At 34.4% G+C, this 19,984-nt stretch carries 21 protein-coding genes and 1 riboswitch; of the genes, 7 read left to right on the forward strand and 14 right to left on the reverse strand.

The window, feature by feature from the left end; genetic code table 11:
- Positions 1 to 144 precede the first annotated feature (144 nt).
- The 4 genes from D612_RS0110365 to D612_RS0110380 all read left to right on the forward strand — a co-directional run bounded on the left by D612_RS0110365 (position 145) and on the right by D612_RS0110380 (position 2,415).
- Entirely contained in the window at positions 145 to 672 is a 528-nt protein-coding gene (locus D612_RS0110365; protein WP_017755400.1) for a YceI family protein, read from the forward strand.
- A 107-nt stretch (positions 673 to 779) separates the two neighbouring features.
- A riboswitch (guanidine-I (ykkC/yxkD leader) is annotated at positions 780 to 877 on the forward strand.
- 81 nt (positions 878 to 958) lie between these two features.
- The gene (locus D612_RS0110370) at positions 959 to 1,300 is read left to right on the forward strand and encodes a DMT family transporter (RefSeq protein ID WP_017755401.1); all 342 of its coding nucleotides are present in this window, start codon (positions 959 to 961) and stop codon (positions 1,298 to 1,300) included.
- A complete protein-coding gene (locus D612_RS0110375; protein ID WP_017755402.1) occupies positions 1,300 to 1,614 on the forward strand; it encodes a DMT family transporter in 315 nt (104 codons plus the stop codon). Before D612_RS0110370 ends, D612_RS0110375 begins: the two co-directional genes overlap by 1 nt.
- 357 nt (positions 1,615 to 1,971) lie before the next feature.
- Complete coding sequence (locus tag D612_RS0110380) at positions 1,972 to 2,415, forward strand: GNAT family N-acetyltransferase (protein ID WP_017755403.1); 444 nt, start codon at positions 1,972 to 1,974, stop codon at positions 2,413 to 2,415.
- A 141-nt stretch (positions 2,416 to 2,556) separates the two neighbouring features.
- Here D612_RS0110380 and D612_RS0110385 read toward each other — a convergent pair whose 3' ends face one another.
- The 9 genes from D612_RS0110385 to D612_RS0110425 all read right to left on the reverse strand — a co-directional run bounded on the left by D612_RS0110385 (position 2,557) and on the right by D612_RS0110425 (position 10,452).
- Positions 2,557 to 3,066, reverse strand: a complete 510-nt coding sequence (locus tag D612_RS0110385) for a hypothetical protein (RefSeq protein WP_017755404.1) — start codon at positions 3,064 to 3,066, stop codon at positions 2,557 to 2,559.
- Between the two features lie 178 nt (positions 3,067 to 3,244).
- Positions 3,245 to 4,852, reverse strand: a complete 1,608-nt coding sequence (locus D612_RS0110390) for a ribonuclease J (protein WP_233275015.1) — start codon at positions 4,850 to 4,852, stop codon at positions 3,245 to 3,247.
- A 180-nt stretch (positions 4,853 to 5,032) separates the two neighbouring features.
- The gene (locus D612_RS0110395) at positions 5,033 to 5,374 is read right to left on the reverse strand and encodes a zinc ribbon domain-containing protein YjdM (protein WP_017755406.1); all 342 of its coding nucleotides are present in this window, start codon (positions 5,372 to 5,374) and stop codon (positions 5,033 to 5,035) included.
- A 145-nt stretch (positions 5,375 to 5,519) separates the two neighbouring features.
- Positions 5,520 to 6,746 carry an MFS transporter gene (locus D612_RS0110400; RefSeq protein WP_017755407.1) on the reverse strand — a complete coding sequence of 409 codons (1,227 nt, stop codon included), beginning with the start codon at positions 6,744 to 6,746 and terminating at the stop codon, positions 5,520 to 5,522.
- Positions 6,747 to 6,763: 17 nt separating this feature from the next.
- Positions 6,764 to 7,729 carry a hypothetical protein gene (locus D612_RS0110405; protein ID WP_017755408.1) on the reverse strand — a complete coding sequence of 322 codons (966 nt, stop codon included), beginning with the start codon at positions 7,727 to 7,729 and terminating at the stop codon, positions 6,764 to 6,766.
- Positions 7,730 to 7,877: 148 nt separating this feature from the next.
- Complete coding sequence (locus tag D612_RS0110410) at positions 7,878 to 8,339, reverse strand: GNAT family N-acetyltransferase (RefSeq protein ID WP_017755409.1); 462 nt, start codon at positions 8,337 to 8,339, stop codon at positions 7,878 to 7,880.
- 422 nt (positions 8,340 to 8,761) lie between these two features.
- A complete protein-coding gene (locus D612_RS0110415) occupies positions 8,762 to 8,950 on the reverse strand; it encodes a hypothetical protein (protein ID WP_017755410.1) in 189 nt (62 codons plus the stop codon).
- Between the two features lie 216 nt (positions 8,951 to 9,166).
- A complete protein-coding gene (gene rraA, locus D612_RS0110420; protein ID WP_017755411.1) occupies positions 9,167 to 9,661 on the reverse strand; it encodes a ribonuclease E activity regulator RraA in 495 nt (164 codons plus the stop codon).
- A 143-nt stretch (positions 9,662 to 9,804) separates the two neighbouring features.
- Positions 9,805 to 10,452: a nitroreductase family protein gene (locus tag D612_RS0110425; RefSeq protein ID WP_017755412.1), complete on the reverse strand. Its 648-nt coding sequence runs from the start codon at positions 10,450 to 10,452 to the stop codon at positions 9,805 to 9,807.
- 244 nt (positions 10,453 to 10,696) lie between these two features.
- Between D612_RS0110425 and D612_RS0110430 the strand changes: the two genes are divergently transcribed.
- Positions 10,697 to 11,722 carry an FUSC family protein gene (locus D612_RS0110430; protein ID WP_017755413.1) on the forward strand — a complete coding sequence of 342 codons (1,026 nt, stop codon included), beginning with the start codon at positions 10,697 to 10,699 and terminating at the stop codon, positions 11,720 to 11,722.
- 93 nt (positions 11,723 to 11,815) lie between these two features.
- On the opposite strand, the gene D612_RS0110435 is transcribed toward D612_RS0110430, so the two are convergent.
- On the reverse strand, positions 11,816 to 13,249 hold the full coding sequence (locus tag D612_RS0110435; protein ID WP_017755414.1) for an NAD(P)/FAD-dependent oxidoreductase: 1,434 nt from the start codon (positions 13,247 to 13,249) through the stop codon (positions 11,816 to 11,818).
- A gap of 379 nt (positions 13,250 to 13,628) precedes the next feature.
- On the opposite strand from D612_RS0110435, the gene D612_RS0110440 reads away from it, so the two are divergent.
- Both D612_RS0110440 and D612_RS0110445 read left to right on the forward strand, forming a co-directional pair.
- Entirely contained in the window at positions 13,629 to 14,096 is a 468-nt protein-coding gene (locus D612_RS0110440) for a hypothetical protein (RefSeq protein WP_017755415.1), read from the forward strand.
- A gap of 221 nt (positions 14,097 to 14,317) precedes the next feature.
- Positions 14,318 to 14,947 (forward strand): hypothetical protein, encoded by a 630-nt coding sequence (locus D612_RS0110445; RefSeq protein WP_017755416.1) that lies wholly within the window; start codon positions 14,318 to 14,320, stop codon positions 14,945 to 14,947.
- A 71-nt stretch (positions 14,948 to 15,018) separates the two neighbouring features.
- Here D612_RS0110445 and D612_RS0110450 read toward each other — a convergent pair whose 3' ends face one another.
- From D612_RS0110450 to D612_RS19765, 4 genes are all read right to left on the reverse strand, one after another.
- Positions 15,019 to 15,735, reverse strand: coding sequence for a nucleotidyltransferase family protein (locus tag D612_RS0110450; protein WP_017755417.1), 717 nt, complete (start codon positions 15,733 to 15,735; stop codon positions 15,019 to 15,021).
- Positions 15,736 to 15,845: 110 nt separating this feature from the next.
- Positions 15,846 to 17,291 (reverse strand): histidine kinase, encoded by a 1,446-nt coding sequence (locus D612_RS18750; RefSeq protein WP_017755418.1) that lies wholly within the window; start codon positions 17,289 to 17,291, stop codon positions 15,846 to 15,848.
- A gap of 214 nt (positions 17,292 to 17,505) precedes the next feature.
- Positions 17,506 to 19,653 (reverse strand): type IA DNA topoisomerase, encoded by a 2,148-nt coding sequence (locus D612_RS0110460; RefSeq protein WP_017755419.1) that lies wholly within the window; start codon positions 19,651 to 19,653, stop codon positions 17,506 to 17,508.
- 181 nt (positions 19,654 to 19,834) lie between these two features.
- Complete coding sequence (locus tag D612_RS19765; RefSeq protein WP_017755420.1) at positions 19,835 to 19,975, reverse strand: hypothetical protein; 141 nt, start codon at positions 19,973 to 19,975, stop codon at positions 19,835 to 19,837.
- Positions 19,976 to 19,984 lie beyond the last annotated feature (9 nt).

Below are 19,984 nucleotides of genomic sequence, written 5' to 3' on the forward strand. Positions count from 1 at the left end.
AAATTATTATTGACACCTAAAACTTTTACGTGATAAAATTTATCTCAGATTCGAGATATATTGTTTCGAGGTAATACGTTAGCTACTTCTTATTTTTTAAATATATATCTCGAAATCGAAATAAATGAATTGGAGGAATTTATAATGGCAAAATGGATAATCGATCAATCACACTCTAACATTGGATTTGAAGTAAAACATATGATGGTTTCTAAAGTGAGAGGTCATTTTGATGAGTATACTGCACATATTGAAAGTGAGGACTTAACGGATTTAACAACAGCAAATATTTCATTCAATTTTGATGTAGCCAAGATTAATACAAACAACGTAGACCGTGACAATCATTTGAAATCAGCAGATTTCTTTGATGTAGAAATATTCCCCTCCATCGAGTTCAAATCTACTAACATTACAAAAGATGGCGACGAATATAAAGTAACAGGTGACTTAACGATTAAAGATGTAACAAAACCAATAACATTTGATGTTGAATATGGCGGTAAAGGAGTGAATCCTTGGGGCGTAGAAGTGTACGGTTTTGAAGGAGAAGCAAAAGTTAATCGTGAGGATTTCGGACTTACTTGGAATGCGCCTCTTGAAACTGGTGGATTCCTAGTTGGGAAAGACATTAAAATCAAAGTAGAATTAGAAATAAACCCACAATCCTAAATCATTTTAATAAGGATAATTAAACCTCTCGACTAAAGTCACGAGTATTCTACTAAAATGTTGAATAAATAAAAAGTATGTGTATATAATATAAAATAATTATATATTTTTATGTTTTCTAGGGTTCCGCAACAATCAGTTGGTCTGGTCCGAGAGAAAACTCACAGCTCTAGCTGTGTCACGGAGGGATAAAAGCCTGGGAGAAACTGTTGAACGGTTACTTCATAGGCTTTTTTTATTTGGATGGTACATTTTATACTGAATAAAAATATTTCGGAGGCTTTTCATGAACGTAAACTGGTTAAAAGTATTTATTGCTGCCTTTTTTGAAGTTTGTTGGGTAATTGGCCTAACCCATGCTTATGACTTTTGGACTTGGTCTGGAACAATTATAGCCATTATCATTAGTTTTTATGTATTAATTATGGCTGGGGAAAAATTGCCAGTTGGAACGGTATACGCTGTTTTCGTAGGGTTAGGTACCGCAGGAACAGTTTGTTCGGAAATCATATTTTTTGATGAGACATTTAACGTTATAAAAATAGCTTTAATCGTACTTTTACTTGTAGGTGTAATCGGCTTAAAAGTAGTGACGAATGACAACACCGAGGAAGGGACTGATTATTAATGGCGTGGATTTCGTTATTTTTTGCAGGGATTTGTGAAATGATCGGTGTTACGATGATAAATAAATTGCATCGAGATCGGAATTGGATCTCATTAATTCTATTGTTAGTCGGGTTTGGCGCAAGTTTTATATTTCTGGCAATTGCGATGAAAACAATCCCGATGGGAACGGCTTATGCGATTTGGACAGGAATTGGTGCGTCGGGCGGGGCGATTATCGGAATGCTCTTATATGGGGAACCGAAGAACTGGAGCAGAATTGTTTTTATTGTGATTATTTTGAGTGCAACAATTGGCCTAAAATTAGTTTCCTGACCCTCTCATGACTAAAGTCAAGGGTGTTCTAGGCTATTTTATAAATTCAACACGATCATATTCTAAAATTGATAGGCAAAACCTTACCTCAAAAAATCATCATGTTATTTGATTTTGTTTCGTACATTTATTAATAAACAAGGCTGTGTTAAAGCGCAATGTTGATTTTTATATTTATATTGATTGTAGCGACGGGCGGCGACTCCAGCGGGAATAGCATGAGCTGAAGATCCCGCAGACGAGTTTGAGAGTCGAGGAAGCTGATGCCGTGCCCGCTGAAAGCGTCCGCCCATAGCGAAAATCAACAACCGAGTTTAACAGAGCCATAAACAAAATTTAATAAGGGGGCCGTGAGACATGTCGACTTCTGTCCGAACCGTTGAGCGAAAGGATAAAAACCAACTTAAAGACCTTATGTATGAGTACATTGTTGATTTTTATAAAAGACCAAAACCGCCACTTGAAGACGTCGAGCAGCTAATCGAATTGTTATTAAAAAAGGAGAAAGGCATACAATTCATCGCGGAAAAAAACGGGGAATTTCTCGGCTTTGCAACATTATATTTCAGCTTTAGTACAACAAAAGCTGCTAAAATAACGATCATGAATGATTTGTATGTTGTTGAAAAAGCACGGGGTACTGGAGTAGCTGAGAAGTTATTTAGGTCTTGTGAAAATTTCACAAAAGAAAACAACTATGCTCATATGTCCTGGATCACTGCATCTGATAATAAACGGGCACAAAGATTCTACGAAAAGATGGGTGGTATTCTTGGAAATTGGTTAAGCTATTCTATATAGAAAGGTTGAGCTATTGTTATAAAATGTTACCCTATTGTGTGCTATTGTTTACAGTGCAAAAGATATCGAGCAAAAGGAAAATCGAATCCTTTTGCTCTATTTTTTTATCATATTAGTTTTTGTCATTATCAAAATTCTCATTTATAAATAAAACCACTTAGTTGGTAATAAAAATGTCCAAGGAATTGTTACGATAGCAATGGTAAGAGCAACTTTTAATCTCAACCTTTTATTCTCAATGATTGATTGAAAAGTAAATCTATAATTAAAGTAAAATATTAATACGGATGAAACAAGCATTGCAACAATAATGATAAATACCGCTAAAGGCTGGCTAAATGGATCGTAATTGATGCCAGTTATTAACTCATTAGATAGCCCTAACTCCGATCCAAACATTCCAGTAATAAATAAAAGGGCGGCACCCAATATATCAGCTAAAAACCCGAACAGCCAAACCTTTACAATACTTTTCTTATAAAATTCCTTTCGTTTATGCTCACTCTTAGTTAATTTAAACATGTAAAAACAAGCAATGACAACTATTGAATCAATGATAAAATTACCAATCAGTGTAACAAAAATTACTGGTGGAAAAAATAATAGAAACCAAATTGGAAAAATAACATTATAGATTTTTATATCCTTCATTTTGCGAACTCCTTTTTTTTAAAAAAATGGTATTGGAAAATTTCTCACTTCTTCTTTTAGTGTAATTATACACTATTTAAATACTTTTACAATTTAAATTTTTTAAAAAATTGGTAAAAAAAGAAAAAAGTAGCACGATGGCTACTTTGAAAAAATCGTTCTAAATTGTTACGGAATATTAGATTTCAATAATGATTGGTAAAATCATTGGTTTCCTTTTAATTTCCTTAAATATAAATTGTCCTACCGCCTTTCTCAAGTTATTTTTGATATCACTCCATTGGTTTTTGCTTGCCTCATTTAAGTTACTTATTGTTTTTATAATTAGTTTATTGATTTCCCTTAATAATTCTTCTGAATCTTTGACAAAAATAAACCCCCTCGTTATCGTATCTGGATCTGAAATGAGTTTGCGATCCCTCTTAGACATAGTCAGAACAATTACAAGCATACCATCCTCAGAAAGCTGTTTGCGATCGCGCAAAACAATTTCTCCGACATCACCTACACCTACTCCATCTACGTAAGTATCGCCTGAAGGAATGCTTCGCGTCTGTCTAGCAATTGAATGTTCAATGTCAACTACGTCCCCATTCCTCATAATAAACGTATTCCCAGGCTCAACCCCTACAGCTTCTGCAAGCAATCGGTGCTGAAATAGCATTCGATACTCGCCATGAATCGGAATAAAGTATTTAGGCTTCATTAGAGTAAGCATAAGCTTTAAATCCTCTTGATACCCATGACCAGATACATGCATTCCAGTTGTACTTCCAGATCCATATATTACTTTTGCTCCAAGCATAAATAAATTATCTATGATGCGGGTAACATTCCGTTCATTTCCCGGTATTGGACCTGCAGCAAAAATAACAGTATCTTCTGGCAAAACCTCTACGCCCCGATAGCTTCCGGTTGAAAGACGAGCAAGAGCTGCTAACGGTTCCCCTTGACTACCAGTGCATAAAATAGCTACCTTTTCAGGGGCTAGCTCCTCTATTTCGCTCGAATCAATAATCATGCCTTCAGGAACTAGTATATATCCACGTTCAATCGCAACACCAACTACATTTACCATACTCCTACCAAGTAACGCAATCTTACGATTTGTTTTCATTGCAGCATCAACAACTTGTTGAACACGATTAATGTTTGAAGCAAAGGTTGAAATAAACACCTTTCTTGTTGCTTTCATAAATGCATCATTAACATGGTCGGCAACAATTCGCTCTGACGGAGTGCCGCCAGGTCGTTCCGCATTTGTGCTTTCAGATAATAATAATAAAACTCCATCCCTACCGATTTCAGCCATTTTATGAATATCTGAATGTTCATCATTAGCTGGAGTTAAATCAAACTTAAAATCTCCTGTATGAACTATTTTCCCCTGTGGTGTATGGAAAACTGTCCCTAAGCAATCAGGAATACTGTGATTTACCTTAAAAAAACTAATTTTTATATCACCAAATGGTAGGATTGTATTAGTATTTATTTCCTTTAACTCCGTCTCCCTTAACAATCTATGCTCCTCTAGCTTCAATTCAATTAGTCCTAATGTAAACCTTGTCGCATAAACTGGAACATTTAGCTTTTTTAAAAAGTAAGGAACCCCACCAATATGGTCTTCATGACCATGGGTGATGATTAATGCTTTCACTTTATCGCGATTATCTTCGAGATAACTCATATCGGGAATGATCAAATCAATTCCTAGCAGGCTTTCATCAAGAAATTTATTTCCGCAATCAATGACAAAAATATCATCACCATATTGAATGGCATACATGTTCTTCCCTATTTCATTCAATCCGCCTAATGCAAAAACTGATATTAATTTTGTTGAGCTCAAACGAATTCCCTCCGGACATTCAAAATTTACTAATAGTATGTCCGCTTAAGATTAATTTCATAAAAAAGTGGCCGTACCAACAAAAAAAATAACCCCAGTATGAGGTTATTTACAGATTTAGGCTTTTTTTACAAATTCAGATTTTAATTTCATTGCCCCAAAGCCATCAATCTTGCAATCAATGTTATGATCGCCATCTACTAAACGGATGTTTTTAACTTTTGTGCCTACTTTTAAAATAGATGAACTACCTTTAACTTTAAGATCTTTAATAATTGTCACGGTATCTCCGTCTGTTAACAAATTGCCGTTTGCATCTTGAACAATCATAGTATCTTCGTTAGGTTCATTTCCAGATTCAAGAGTCCACTCATAAGCGCATTCTGGGCATATTAATAGACTTCCATCTTCATACGTATATTCTGAATTACATTTTGGACAATTTGGTAAACTTGTCATCTCTTATCCCCCTATTTTCCCCTAATGGTTATATACTGGCATAGCCTCCTTAAATTGACAACCCTTTCCTTTGAAATTCCTGTTTGCGCCCCAAATAGAAAAGAAATAAAAGCTGTATCCTTTAAATGAATCTGACTCAAGAAAATTACATTCCAGCTTTAAGTAATACTTTGTTGCCAAGTAAGAAAAATCCTTGAATAAACAACAAAATACCCGTTCCGATTAGAAGCCATTCTATTTGAATAATATCAGCAATAGGACCAAACACTAACATTCCTAAAGGCATCATTGAGGTTGATATCATACCTAAAACACCGAATACTCTTCCTAAATAATCCCCTTCAACCTTCTCCTGTAACAAAACTGTCGCAGGAGTATTAAAGATCGGCATTGCTATTCCGGTAATGCCCATAAACGTTAAATAAATCGAAAAACCTGGAACGACTCCTAATGCGAATGTACATATCCCGAACATTAAGCTTGCAACTGTCATTGTATGAATTTTATTTTTAAAACCTTTCCAAGAAGCAATAATAACCCCCCCGAACATCATGCCAATGGAAAAAATCACCTCGATCGCCGTTAGACGCCATACATCACCACCAAAGCTTCGTGTCACTTGGAGTGGTGTAAGAAAGGCAGCTGGTGCGGATAGGAAGAGAAATATCGCAAAAAACATGAAAAACGGCTTTAAAAAATTATGATGATGAATATAAACAAAGCCTTGCTTTAAATCATCAAAATAACTAATTGATTTCCCTTGTAACGCTTTAGCATGAGCTGGAACCGAAAGAAATACTAACATTATTAAAACTGCTATTGCTGCCGTTATAACGTCAATAAAGAAAATTAACTCCAGTGAGGTCATTGTTAGTAATGCCGCACTAACCATTGGCGAAACTAGCATGATTAATGATTGAATACTGCCATTTATCCCATTCACCTTTGTAAGTTGATTTTCAGGCACAAGCTGTGGAAGAATAGCTCCGACTGCGGGCGTTTGAACTCCGGTGCCCAAAGCCCGAACAGCATACATCACAAATAATAGCCAAATATCATCATAGCCTATCATGAAAAAAATCGCTAATACAAGTGTTGCAATGGCTATTAGAGAATCTGACAATATTATTAATAATTTTCGATTGTAGCGGTCAGCCCATACTCCAGCAAATGGAGATAAAAAAAATGTTGGTAGAAATCCGCAAATAATTGCAATCGTCATCATCGTGCCAGATTTCGTATTTAAGGTAATATACCAAAAGATTGCATATTGTACTAAGGATGAACCAAATAACGATATTGTCTGGCTCCCTAAAAACAGGATAATATTTTTTTCCCAATTTTCAATTGCTTGTTGATGTTTATATTTCATACGATGGTGCATCCTTTTTATTTTTCATTATTTTTTTTAATTAATTCTAGCGGCTGTAATGCACCACTCTGTAAAATTTCTTCTACTTCTTCAAATCCTTGAGGGAATGCATAATTATATCTTGCTGGTAGAGCAAACACGTACGATTGATTTCGCCCAAGCTCTGTAGGGTTCATAGGTGCAGCACCAATGTGAAATTGATCTTGGGTAAGAGCGTTCCACTGGCTCATTGTAAAAATCATAATCGGTATGTCTTGTCGTTCTGCATCCTTTTTCCATTTAGGGTGCCTAATAATAACCATTGAACCAGTTTCGACAGTCTCACCGTTACTTTCGATCGAAAATCCTTCCCATTTATCTGTTACAAGCCGGTAATTCCGCCAACTTCCCGGTAAATTAATGACAAAGCCATAATCTGTATTCTTATAAAGAACGCTTCCATCTTCCGCGTCTAAATTGACGATTATGCTGTCGATTAACCAACTACCATCAATGTTTTTCACAATGAGTGTAATCGGTGTTGTCACAGGGTTGCCCATATTATTTTCTTTCTCTACACTAGTCACTTCAATCACAACACCATTAACTTCATACGTATTATCTGAGGTTTTATTTAGTTCCCTAATATCTATCCGCTCCGGCCAAGGGCTTGATACGAGCCTGCCTATTGCAGTTTCTGGATTGTTCAGCCAAGCTGACAGTAATGAAGGAGATAGAAATTCACGATAATTCTCTTCTATACTCTGCTTCACAACATCCTCCGGAGCAAGCAAACTTACTAGCTTCAATTTACGACCAAAGTTCTCAACAACAGATGTAACTTCATCTTCCTCTGTAACTTGTAATGGTGGAGTGTCTGTTACTTCTATCGGGTATTCACTTTCAGATTGTTTAGAAACAGGAACCACACCTGCACATCCTGTAAGGAAACTACTACTACCTGCTAATATAAGTCCAATAACTAAAATAGGTGTCTTTTTCATAATAAAGCCTCCTTGTATTTCCCCTTTAGCTATTGGTCGAAAAAAGTAGCTATTTTGTTTCATTCTTTCCCATTATTTTTGCCATGCCACATATTCAAATATTCCTTCATTTGGAGACTCCCACCGTAAGATGAACTATTCCCTAGAACTAATTTCTATATGGATTTTTCTGAACTTTCTCCATATATAGTTGAGGCCGTGTTATCGGTTCAAAACCAAATTTGCTATATAGGGTGTGGGCGTCATTTGTAGCTAACATAAACCGTCGCACTCCTTGAAGATCATGATGAGTAGTGATTACCTCCATAAGCCATTTTGATAACCCTAATTTACGATGATCCTCGAGTACAAATACATCTGCAAGGTATGCAAATGTTGATGAATCTGTTATTACTCTTGCAAATCCCACCTGCAGAATAGCCCCTTCACTAATATACCCTTTATATATACCAAAACATAAAGCAGTATTCTCAATTGCCTTTGTTACTATTTCTTTTGGTACACCTTGTGACCAATAAGACTCATAACTTAAAAATTTATGTATTAGATTAATATTCAAATAGTTTTTTTTCGTTGAAATGGAATATCCATTCTTTTCCCATACTTCCATATAAGCTACCCCCTAAACTTTTTAAAGGATCGTTTCACGAGTTTTCAATCAGTGTACTCATTAGCACCTAGCTATCTACTATGATCATATCAAACTTATTTTTGTAAGTATATGTAAAAGGTATTACATACCGTAAATTGCCTCACCAAGTAAAAACGCTCAGATTAGCATCTGAATTTTACATAATACTATCTCCAATACAGTTTCATTTATAGCTTGAAGGTAAGTAAAATCTCCTATTACATGATTTTACTTGCTTATTTTTCAATTAATTAAAATATATATACATGGATTAGTGTTTACAAAAACAAAAAGCCATTTTTGATCTTTCCTCAAAAAATGGCTTTTAAAAATCAACAAAATATTTATATGCATTGGATAAATCGAACATACTTTGCCCCCTTTTTTTATAAGTAAGCTTTTTATACAACGTCTGAATACTGAACGCCCTTTAATTCGACCTTCACTGGTTTATGATTTTCGCGCACTAAATCATTCGCAATCTTCTGGATTTGTGTGAAAGCATCCATCATTCCACAAGCTTCGATAGATTGTTCACGTATATACATGCTTTTGTTCCTATCTACTAATAAGAACACATATTTTTTCACGGGATTCCTCTCCTTATAATGGTGATCGTGATTTGTGAAAATATTCACATTGTGACACAAAGAAAAAGATCAGTACAGTATTAAAAAAACGCGTAATTTTGATCAATTCTTCACATTCTTTTGCAACAGTCTAATCTTTCCTTGTAAGCGTTACCTTTATTATATATCGTTATTAGCCTTTTTTTCTTTTTGTATTTGACAAATTTGTGAATATTATCACAAAGTTAGCGGCTTTGCGGAAACAACTACACCGTCTTCATCAGCGTAGACATAATGACCAGGTGTCCAAATTAAACCACCAAAAGTAGTCGAAACGTTAGTATGACCTTTCCCTTCCTTTTTGCTCTTTAACGGCATTGTACCAAGTGCGAATACACCGATATCCATATCGGCAATTTCACCACTATCACGTATCGCTCCATTAATAATTACTCCAGCTAACCCACGAGATACAGCAATATCAGCTAAGCGGTCGCCAAGCAAGGCACATTTCTTTGAGCCGCCGCCATTTACAACTAATACAGATCCTTTCGGAATTGTTTCAAGTGCTTGTTTTACTAAAACATTGTCTTCAAACACTTCTACAGTCTCAATTCTACCAGCAAATTGCTTTTTACCACCATAAGAATTAAATTCTAATTCACAAATGGACAGTTCGTCTGAATATTGGTCGCAAAGATCAGCTGTTTTTAGTGATTGTGTTGAATTCAAATCATATCCCCCCATATCAAATGTATACTAGTCTATTATATATTATTTGTAATATTTTTAAAATATCGACAATATCAAACCAAAAAATAAAAAAGCCACTATGAAGTGACTTTTTTCTATTTTAAATTCTAAACGTAGCTATTCTATTCGATAATATGTAAAATTTCTGTTATTTCTTTACGTGACAATTGTTTTGGTGTTTCCTTCGGAAAGCCTAATGCAACTACCATATTAATTGTTTTCTCTTTTGGAATTTGCAAATACTCTCGTAATTGGCTTTCAGCAAATAATACAGGACCTGTCATTGGGCATGAACCTAATCCTTTTGCATGCGCTGCTAATAATATGTTTTGGACTGCTAAACAGCTGCTTTTAATTCCTTCTTCCTGCCATACTTCCTCTGTTGCTAATTCAATTGGGTCAAATACTTTTTCACGAAACTTTGATACGTAAGGTGTCGCTAAACATATAATTAACACTGGGGCACCAGAAAATGCCGTAGCATATGGACCGAACGATTTTACTAACAGCTTTGCTGGTTTTTCTTGACCCCGTTCAACCGCTTGTTTTGCTTTTTCATGGATAGCATCCCATGTCATTTCTTCAATTTTTTTTATTTTTTCCTTATTTTTAATAACAATAAATTCCCATGTTTGTGAGTTTGTATCACTTGGGGCAAATCTTGCACAATCAATCAATTCGATAATATCTTCTGTCGAAACATCTTTATTTTCAAACTTGCGAATACTTCTTCTTCCGACTACAATTTGTTTGAACTTACTATAATCCATTTACGCCTCCATAAACACTAATTTTATTTTCAATTTTTAATTATACCTTTCTTTATATAAGACAGTACTATAATAATAAAAATTATGGAATATTTGTGGAGATTTTTGCAAATTTACAAAATAAGTATTTTAAAAATGGCGATGTAAATGTATATTTGATAGGATTAAGAAAAAATTCACTTTTGTTATTATTACAATTTATTGTTAATAATTAAATCGGCTTGAATAGGAGGAATCCATAGTCGTGACGTTAGGGCCACGAGTTATTAAAACAGGCATCGCTGTTACACTTGCTTTATATATTTGCTCGTTGTTAAATCTTGAATCAGCTGTTTTTGCCGGAGTTGCTGCGATTTTTACAATTCAGCCTTCGATTTACCGGACGTGGAAACAAATCTGGGACCAAGTCCAGACGAATACACTTGGTGCAATCATTGCTCTACTAGCATTATACTTTCTAGGGAACGATCCTCTCGTTATTGGGCTCGTTATGATCATTGTTATCCTTATTAGCCTAAAATTAAAGATGGAAACAACAATATCACTAACGCTAGTTACAGTATTGGCTATCATGAGCGCTCCTGGTAACGAAGACTTAAGCTTTGCACTACATCGCTTTGCGATTATTTTAATTGGAATGATGTCGGCATTAGTTGTTAATGTTTTAATTGCCCCACCGAAGTATAAGAAAAATTATTTGGACAGAGTGAATTCTGTTTTCCAAAACATGTCTATTTTAATGCGTACATCTATTTCTAATGAAATGACTGAAAAATCATTTCAGGACCAAATGAAACAATTAGAGGATGATCTGTTAAAGCTTGAGGAGCAATACAAGCTTTTTGATGAAGAACGTGAGAAAATGGCACGATTGAATAATATGAATTTACGAGAGATCGTTGTGTTCAAGCAAATGCTTAAATCTCTCCAGCAGGGCTTTGTTGTACTAGAAAATATTGATGCGTTTTATTTTCAAAGTAAACCGAGTCCTGAAGAAAATTCAGTATTTGATCAGCATTTAGAGCATTTAATTAAATATCATGAAATATTTCTGCTGAAATATGATGGAAAAATAAAAGCTGACGAACCACACCTTGAAGAAGATATCATGGTGCAAACAAATTCTTTCTTGGAAAAAGTAATGGATTCTTATAATCAAGATCATGAATTAAAAATTCAATTAGCTGTTGTTGGCTCTTCCATTTATAAATATGCTTTTCAAATTGACCGACTAAATCGACTAATTGAACAATATCTAAAAAAAGCTTGATCGAATATAGAAAGCGATCTATGCTATAGTATTTATCCACAGGATCAAATTTTATAATTTCCTAAACACGAAAAAGAGGCGTTCAGCCTCTTTTTAAATTTTTGCAACAATATCACGAGCGATCCAAATACCACACGCACTTGCTTGTGCTAATCCGCGCGTAATTCCTGCTCCATCTCCACCAAGATATAATCCGGCTATTTCAGATTCAAACTTATCATTTAAGTTTGGTCTTGCAGAATAAAATTTTGCCTCTACTCCGTAAAATAAAGTATGTTCTGATGCTAATCCTGGTGTGACGTGATTTAAAGCTTCTGTCATTTCAATTAAGCTTTTCATTGTGTTATACGGAAGTACCAATCCAAGATCTCCTGGTACTGCCTCCTTCATCGTAGGTTCAATGAAGCTTTCCTTAATTCTCTTTTCAGTAGAACGGCGTCCTTTTAAAATATCACCATACTTTTGCACGATAATACCACCACTAGATAACTGATTCGCTAACCGCGATACCTCATGGGCATATTCATTCGGTTCATTAAAGGGCTCAGAAAACTTATGCGATACTAATAAAGCGAAATTTGTGTTGTTACTTCCTAATTTCGGATCATTATAGGCATGACCATTAGCCAGCATAATTCCTGAATGATTTTCGACTACAACGTGACCTGAAGGGTTACTACAAAATGTTCGGACCGTTGTTCCTACTGATGTATTAAAAATAAACTTTCCTTCGTAAAGATTATTGTTGATCTCTTCCATTACAATATCGGATGTTTCTACACGAACTCCAATATCAACCTGGTTGTTATACATTTTTAAGCGGCGCTTCTTTAGGATTTTTGTTAGCCACGCTGAACCATCACGACCAGGTACAATAACGACCTTCTTAGCAGTTAGTGATTCACCATTTTTCAGTTGAATTCCAGACACAACTTGCTTACTATCTATCTTCTCTGTCAGTATATCTTCAACCTCTGTTTTAAAGCGCATTTCAATTTTATCCTGCAAATACTCATAAATATTTTGCATGATTTGAAGGTTTTGTTCCGTACCTAAATGTCGTACTTGAGCTCGTAATAGCTTTAGTCCTGCTGCATAGCCCCGTCGCTCAATTTCTTTAACTGCTGGTGTTAAAGGGTCTGTAATAGTTTTTGTTGCACCATGGTTTAAATTTATTTCATCAACATATTTTATAAGGTCGACAACAACAGACGGTGACAAATAATCAGTCATCCAGCCTCCAAATTCACTAGTAATATTGAATTTCCCATCAGAATAAGCACCTGCTCCACCAAATCCATTTGTAATAGAACAAGCAGGTAAGCAGCCTGCATATTCTTTTCTACCTGCAGCAGGAGGACATTTCTGAATACTTTTTTCAAGAATTGGGCAGCGTCTACTGTATATATTATGTCCTTTATCTATAAGTAAAACGTTTGCATTTGGCATTTTTAATGAGAGTTCATAACACGTAAATATTCCTGCAGGTCCTGCTCCAACAACAATTACATCATAGTTGTTTTTCATCATCTTCCCCCCAAACCTAATACTTTGCGTTTCCTTAACCCTCTGATAATATATCAAAATACTTTTATACAGTCAAATAAAAAACGAACATTCTTTTTTTCTTTGTTATTTTTTGTTCGTATTTTCGCTTAAGCGCCTATGCTTTTTTTATTATTAAGGCAAATTTTATCGAATTCGACATTTATTAACATTTTCCGACAGTTTTCTTTTGTTACTTCTGTTGAACACATTGTATGGTACTATTTACTTGTATAAAATTCTATTTTTATCCTTTTATTACAGACACTTTTTTTCAATATACACATAATTTCAATACCAGCATATATAATATAGTGTTTCATAGCTTTGGTTTTCATATTTATTATAGGAGGATGTCAAAATGACAGAATATGAAGTGGCCAGTTTATTAGCTTATGGTATTGGGACTATCTTTATTTTTCTACTACTATTTATTGTGGTTTACATTCTTAGCTCCTTTGGGTTGTACACAATGGCGAAGCGAGCAGAAATAAAAAATGAATGGCTTGCTTTCGTGCCGATTGGTAATGCTTATATTTTAGGGGAATTAATAGACGACAAATTAGATTGGATTACCTTTGGAAAAAGCGGTGGCATAAAGCTTTTGATCATCGCAATTGGATCGATCGTATTAAATGTTATCCCCATATTAGGTACGCTTTTTTCATTTTTGGTAGGTATTTTCGGTTTTGTTGTATTGCATTGGTTATTTACGAAGTACTCAGAAAATGCTGTATTAATGACTGTAATAAATATTATTACTGCTGGTATTGCCGGAGCATTTATTATCTTTGCATTACGAAATAAAGATCCAAAAACGATGGTTTAATTATGTAATAAAAGGGCTGACACTAGGTTGTCAGTCCTTTTTATTTTGGCCCCAGTTATTCCGCTATACGGATCTTTGTTATAACGTTTGAATCTAGATTAATTTGCCAATGATAAAAATAGAAATTTTACCACAATAAACCTAAACAACATTTGTAACGTACGTAAAGTATTCTCGTCTAATGAAGCGATATACCAAATAATCATTTCAGGAGGAATAAAATGAAAAAAGCAGCGAGCATATTCATTTCATTAGGAGTTTTATTGAGCCTAGTAGCGTGTAATACAGATAACAATAAAACTGTTGAGGAAAATACTATAGAAAATGACCGAAACGAAACTGAAGTTACCGAAGGTGAGAATAATCGAGAAGGTAATGGAAGTATAGAACTGCCAGAGTTAGAAAAGCAAAAAACAGTCAAAATGATGATTGAAGGAATGGAAGAAGATAAGCTTGTTACATTAGAACAGCATAAAGAACTAGGATTCTCAACATATATCCCAGATGATATGGTTGTTGAGACTAGTCCAGAATCATTCGATGTATTTACAAATTTCGGTGGAAATAAAAATGAAAATGCCAAATTGCAAATTTCAGCAAAAACTGTTGAACAAATCACAGAACAAATGGAGATAGAAGGCTTTACAATCGAAGAAACAACTGAAAAGGCCTATGAATTTACAACAAAAGAATTCTCCTTAAAAAAGGAAGGAATGATCGGTCGTGTGGTGCATTTCCAACATAATGAAAAGGATTACTCACTAATCTATTTCTTTCCTGAAGAATTTGCAGATGGCTTTGGACCTAGAGCGGATATAATCGTAAATGAACTTGTTTGGCATGACAAATAGTGTGAAATTCGCTATAGTAACGTCCTATAAAGAAAACCCATTGGTTAACACCAATGGGTTACTTACTAATTTTACATTTTAATCGTTCCATCAATTAAATCATGTATAGTTTTTTCATACTTTACTATACTTCCAACATCTGACCAATATCCTGATGTTTTAAAACCATAGATCGGAAAGCCGTCATTCATTAACCTTGGAAATAAATCTAAACTAAAATCAAACTTTTCTCCCTTTTTAATGTAGTTGAAAATCTTTGGGTCAACAATATAAATCCCTGTGTTTATTTGATTGGAAAAAATCTCGGTTTCTGTTGGTTTTTCTAAAAAACGGACTACTTGGCCTAATTCGTTAGTTTTAATAATTCCGTATTCTAAAGGATTATGGACGGTTGTTGTAAAAATTGTAAGCAAAGATTGTTTTTCATAATGAAACTGTATACCTCTCATTAAATCAAAATCGGTAATTACATCGCCGCAAATTGCTACAAATGGTTCAGTTAAAAATTCTTCTGCATTTTTTATACTACCCGCAGTACCTAATGGAGATCGTTCCTCGTAATAAGAAAGTCGCACCCCAAATTCTTCACCATCACCAAAATAGTTCATGATCTTATCAGATAAATATTGAACTGTTACAGCAATTTCTGTGATTCCATACCTCTTTAAATACTCGACACAATACTCCATAACTGGCTTTTCTAAAATTGGAATCATTGGCTTTGGTAAATGATCTGTTAAAGGCCTCAATCTTTTACCTTTTCCACCAGCAATAATAACTCCTTTCATCTTATCACCTTACCATTATAGTTTTTGGTAATGTACTAGACAGTAGTTATTTACATATATGGCTACCACCACATATTATGTACTGGAAAAGCTTTGTATTCCGATTATAATCATCCTACTTGTTCAACATTATCATTCAGTGGAATCTTTACTTGTATCGTTGTTCCTTTACCCACTTCAGATTCGATTGTAAATTCGCCATTAAGCAAGCTAGCCCGTTCATGCATCCCAATCAAACCCATACCCTTTCTTTCTTTGTTTACTTCTTTTACATTAAATCCGTTCCCCTCATCTCTAATAACCATTTCAAGCTTGTCTTCATAGTCACAAATTGATAAATAAACCTTTTTTGCATTAGCATATTTGGCAATATTATTGAATGCTTCCTGACATATTCGGTACAAATACATTTCAATCGTATCACTATAACGTTTTTTTACATGGGAGCATACTTGTAAATCAACTTCAAAACCAAAACTTTTTTGAAACTTCTCTATCAATGAACGAATAGCTGGGATCAATCCTAGGTCATCGAGAGTACTTGGACGTAACTTCAATGCGATATTTTTAACCTCTTCCATCGCTGCTGACACCATTTTTTCGATATTTTGGATATGGTTTTTTAATTTATCCTCTTTAGCCATCTCATTTAGTAATTTCGATGTAACTAAAATACTATACAAAGATTGTCCTACACTATCGTGAAGATCCTGCGAGACCCTTTTTCGCTCACGATCTTCTGCTTGAATAATTTTTTGCTTCACAATTTTATGAAAGTCTTTTTCCTTTTCCGATAACAGTTTTCTTGAATGAATAACCTCTCGGTAAAGCTCCAACAAATCTGGTGAAAATAATCTCATATCTGTCTCATCATTATCTAAGCTTTGAACACGCTCTTTAAAAACTTTTAAGCTATGTGTATATTGCCGTAGTATCAAATAGGTTGCAAATAAAGAGAATAATAGCAGTAAAATAATGAGCAAAATTTTGTCTTGAAAATAAGCCCAAAAATCAGTGTAAACAGAATTTATTTCAATATTACCCCAAACATGACCAATAACTTCTCCGTTTCTCAGTAACGGATGAATAATTGCAACAACTTGCCCATCTCTTGTTTGCGAATAATCACGAAATTTATATGGTTGCTTAGTCTCGTAAACAATTCTAGCTTTCGAATCAGTGGAAATATCGATTAACTCATCCTGATTAAAATTAGGACCAAATGCAATGATTGAATTTAGCTCCTTTGAATAATACCCTGCTCCATATGTTGGAAAAGCCTGTGTAATTTGATCTATAACAGGCTGCAGCTTTTGATTTAATATCAATTTTCTTTGTTCGAAGCTTAGATCTGTTTTTAAATCAAGCAATTGATTATAGTCCTCTTGAAGATGTGCATCTAAGAGAATTGCAATTGCTTCGACTTTCTCAAATTCCTTTTCTATCATCGTCTTCCAATGATCATATATATTGTTGGCAACCATAAAAGTAGTAACAAAAACAACTAACAAAATGGTATGAATATAAAATCTCTTCTTGAATGTCATAGTAAACATTAAAGTCCACTCTCTCTAAACAAAATTACATGATCGAACAAACAGCTAAAAAAATCCAAATTTGTAGATATTTATATCATAATGGAATTTCTAGAAAAAATAAATAGTTTTTTGAAATATTTGAATATTAAGGTAATATGATTATTTAGACCTAAAATTACCACCTTTTTAAGGTGGTAATAGTACTTTTGTAAGATTATTTTGTTCAAGCTTCTTAACGGTCAAAGTCCATTTTCCAACTAAAATAATCATTGTTTTCATTTTTCTCATATCGCAACTTCGCATCAAATTTATTACCATTTTTACTTATGAGCCCTTTGACTTGGACCACTCCATTTTTTAGAAGTGCTTTTACCATTGCTTTGGTTGGTTTCTTTTTCATTGACACCAAAAATTTATCATTTTTCCAAATTACATATTTACATCCATTTCTCCAATTACTACATCCGTATCCCTTCGTTCCTTCTATTACACTATGACCACATAACGGACATTTCCCTAAAGGTTCAACATCCCTTCTTTGTTGTGTGGCTTCATGAATCGTGACATCTTGATCATTTTTTACTTTTTCAACAGCATGAACAGTGAAATTTGTAATAACCTTTAAGAAGTCATCCTTCGAATGTTTCCCTTTTTCAATATCTGCCAATGTTTTTTCTAAACGACCAGTAAACTCCAAATCAAATAAAGAATCGATCGGAAATGTTTCAATTAACCGTCTCCCAAGCTCTGTACAGAAAAGATTCTTGTTTTGTGCTTCGACATAGCCTACGTCTTTAAGCTTTTTAATTGTTTCTGCTCTTGTGGCTGGCGTCCCTATGCTAAATCCAGTTAAGATCGCTCTTAGCATTTCCTCATTTTCTTCATCGTCAAAGTTTTTTCCACAGGTTTCCATGACTCGTAGTAATGTTTTTTCTGTATGATGCTTTGGTGGTTTCGTAACATGTGAACGAATCTCGTGTTTTTCAATATCAACCATTTCATTCCTACTAACGTTTGGCAGAATCATGTCCTTTGACTCTATTTGTTCTACTTTTTTCCAACCCTCTACTAACTGAATCTTTCCTCTAGTTGAAAAGACCCCTGAAATCCCATCAACCTTAGTGGTTATTTTTGTTTCTTCGTGTTCAGCTAAAGGCATAAATTGAGCAATAAAACGATTTTTTATCGTGTTATAAACAATCTCTTCATCTTTTGTTAATGATTTGGGCCGTAAGTACGTTGGAATAATGGCACTATGACTTTCAACCTTAGAATTATCAAACACTCGTTTAAGTTTTGAAAATTGAATTTCATCTGCAAATGGCAGTTCCTGTTTTAACCCGTCTAATACCTTTTTTGCTCGCCCGACTAGACTTTCCTCTAAAACTACACTTGCGGTCCGTGGATAGGTTATGTATTTTTTCTCATACAGGCCTTGTGCCACTTTTAACACTTTATCAGCTGTCCAGCCCTTATATTTACTCGTAATTGTTCCTTGTAAATTTGATAAGTTAAATAAGTATGGAGGATATTCACGTTTATGCTCGACTTGTTTGTCGATCACGATCCCTTTTTGACTTGACATCGTTTGTTGAATTTTCTTTAGAGTATCTACATCCTTAAATTTCTCTTCCGTTCCTTCATTATAAATCCCTTCATAAAGGTTGTTGTTATGAGTCCGAAATGTAGCTACTAATTTATAGTAGTTTTCTGGAACAAAGTTTGCGATTTCATTATCACGATCGTAAATTATTTTTAAAGTTGGCAGCAATACTCTACCAATATTTAATGCTTTCCCTTTCCCTTTTTGATATTTTAATGTTGCGACAGAAGTTAAATTAATTCCAATTAGCCAATCGGCCCATTGCCGACTTATTCCTGCATCCTGGAGCGACTTCATTTCTGTATTTAGCTTTAAATTATTAAGACCTTTTATCACTTCATCAGGTGTCCATTCGTTTAGCAACAGACGATAAACTGGTTTACTCACTTTAAAATTGTAAATGATTGTATCTCCGATAATTTGACCTTCACGATCATAATCACAGGCAGAAATAATCACGTCTACATCAGCTCGTTTAAATAGAGAATGAATAATTTTTAATTGTTTGTCAGCACCAAAATCTTTTTGCCCTTTTTTACGAGGATCTGCTTTGACTTTATAGAGAAAGGTAGTGGGGATAAAAGGAAAGTATTCCATCCTCCAGCTTGTCATTGTAGGTTCATAGTCCTTTACATCATATAGTTGCAATAAATGTCCAAATGCCCACGTAATGATATAGCCATTCCCTTCATAATAGCCATCTTTCCTGCCCTTAATTTTCAGCGCATCTGCAATATTCTTCGCGACTGACGGCTTCTCCGTCAAAATTGCTTTCATATTTATTTCCTCATTTCTATTCAAGCACTTGTTAATACTAGCTTACTATAATTTCTTTATGATTTTAAATAAAAATTACAGTTCATTCTGGAAATACACAAAACCCTACCTAAAAATGAAAACTAGGTAGGGTTATAATCCGAAAGTGCTGATAAAATCATTAAAATCATGTCAGCCAGCTTTAGCTAATTGCTTTCTTTTTATATTCATTTAATTGGTCTTCTGTTAAATATTTTACAAAATGGTCGTAATTAACTGATTCTAGCCCATAGCTTTCACAAGCTGTTAGATATACCTCGTATGCATCATGATATGGTCTCATTGCTATCCA

The sequence above is a fragment of the Calidifontibacillus oryziterrae genome (assembly GCF_000331575.1).
GTDB classification, from domain to species: Bacteria; Bacillota; Bacilli; order Bacillales; family Bacillaceae_J; genus Calidifontibacillus_A; species Calidifontibacillus_A oryziterrae.

Bases quoted from the DNA above. Each gene is read 5' to 3' on its own strand.
- D612_RS0110365 (WP_017755400.1), top strand. From the start codon at position 145: ATGGCAAAATGGATAATCGATCAATCACACTCTAACATTGGATTTGAA.
- D612_RS0110370 (WP_017755401.1), top strand. From the start codon at position 959: ATGAACGTAAACTGGTTAAAAGTATTTATTGCTGCCTTTTTTGAAGTT.
- D612_RS0110375 (WP_017755402.1), top strand. From the start codon at position 1,300: ATGGCGTGGATTTCGTTATTTTTTGCAGGGATTTGTGAAATGATCGGT.
- D612_RS0110380 (WP_017755403.1), top strand. From the start codon at position 1,972: ATGTCGACTTCTGTCCGAACCGTTGAGCGAAAGGATAAAAACCAACTT.
- D612_RS0110385 (WP_017755404.1), bottom strand. From the start codon at position 3,066: ATGAAGGATATAAAAATCTATAATGTTATTTTTCCAATTTGGTTTCTA.
- D612_RS0110390 (WP_233275015.1), bottom strand. From the start codon at position 4,852: ATGTATGCCATTCAATATGGTGATGATATTTTTGTCATTGATTGCGGA.
- D612_RS0110395 (WP_017755406.1), bottom strand. From the start codon at position 5,374: ATGACAAGTTTACCAAATTGTCCAAAATGTAATTCAGAATATACGTAT.
- D612_RS0110400 (WP_017755407.1), bottom strand. From the start codon at position 6,746: ATGAAATATAAACATCAACAAGCAATTGAAAATTGGGAAAAAAATATT.
- D612_RS0110405 (WP_017755408.1), bottom strand. From the start codon at position 7,729: ATGAAAAAGACACCTATTTTAGTTATTGGACTTATATTAGCAGGTAGT.
- D612_RS0110410 (WP_017755409.1), bottom strand. From the start codon at position 8,339: ATGGAAGTATGGGAAAAGAATGGATATTCCATTTCAACGAAAAAAAAC.
- D612_RS0110425 (WP_017755412.1), bottom strand. From the start codon at position 10,452: ATGGATTATAGTAAGTTCAAACAAATTGTAGTCGGAAGAAGAAGTATT.
- D612_RS0110435 (WP_017755414.1), bottom strand. From the start codon at position 13,249: ATGAAAAACAACTATGATGTAATTGTTGTTGGAGCAGGACCTGCAGGA.
- D612_RS0110440 (WP_017755415.1), top strand. From the start codon at position 13,629: ATGACAGAATATGAAGTGGCCAGTTTATTAGCTTATGGTATTGGGACT.
- D612_RS0110445 (WP_017755416.1), top strand. From the start codon at position 14,318: ATGAAAAAAGCAGCGAGCATATTCATTTCATTAGGAGTTTTATTGAGC.
- D612_RS0110450 (WP_017755417.1), bottom strand. From the start codon at position 15,735: ATGAAAGGAGTTATTATTGCTGGTGGAAAAGGTAAAAGATTGAGGCCT.
- D612_RS18750 (WP_017755418.1), bottom strand. From the start codon at position 17,291: ATGTTTACTATGACATTCAAGAAGAGATTTTATATTCATACCATTTTG.
- D612_RS0110460 (WP_017755419.1), bottom strand. From the start codon at position 19,653: ATGAAAGCAATTTTGACGGAGAAGCCGTCAGTCGCGAAGAATATTGCA.
- D612_RS19765 (WP_017755420.1), bottom strand. From the start codon at position 19,975: ATGAGACCATATCATGATGCATACGAGGTATATCTAACAGCTTGTGAA.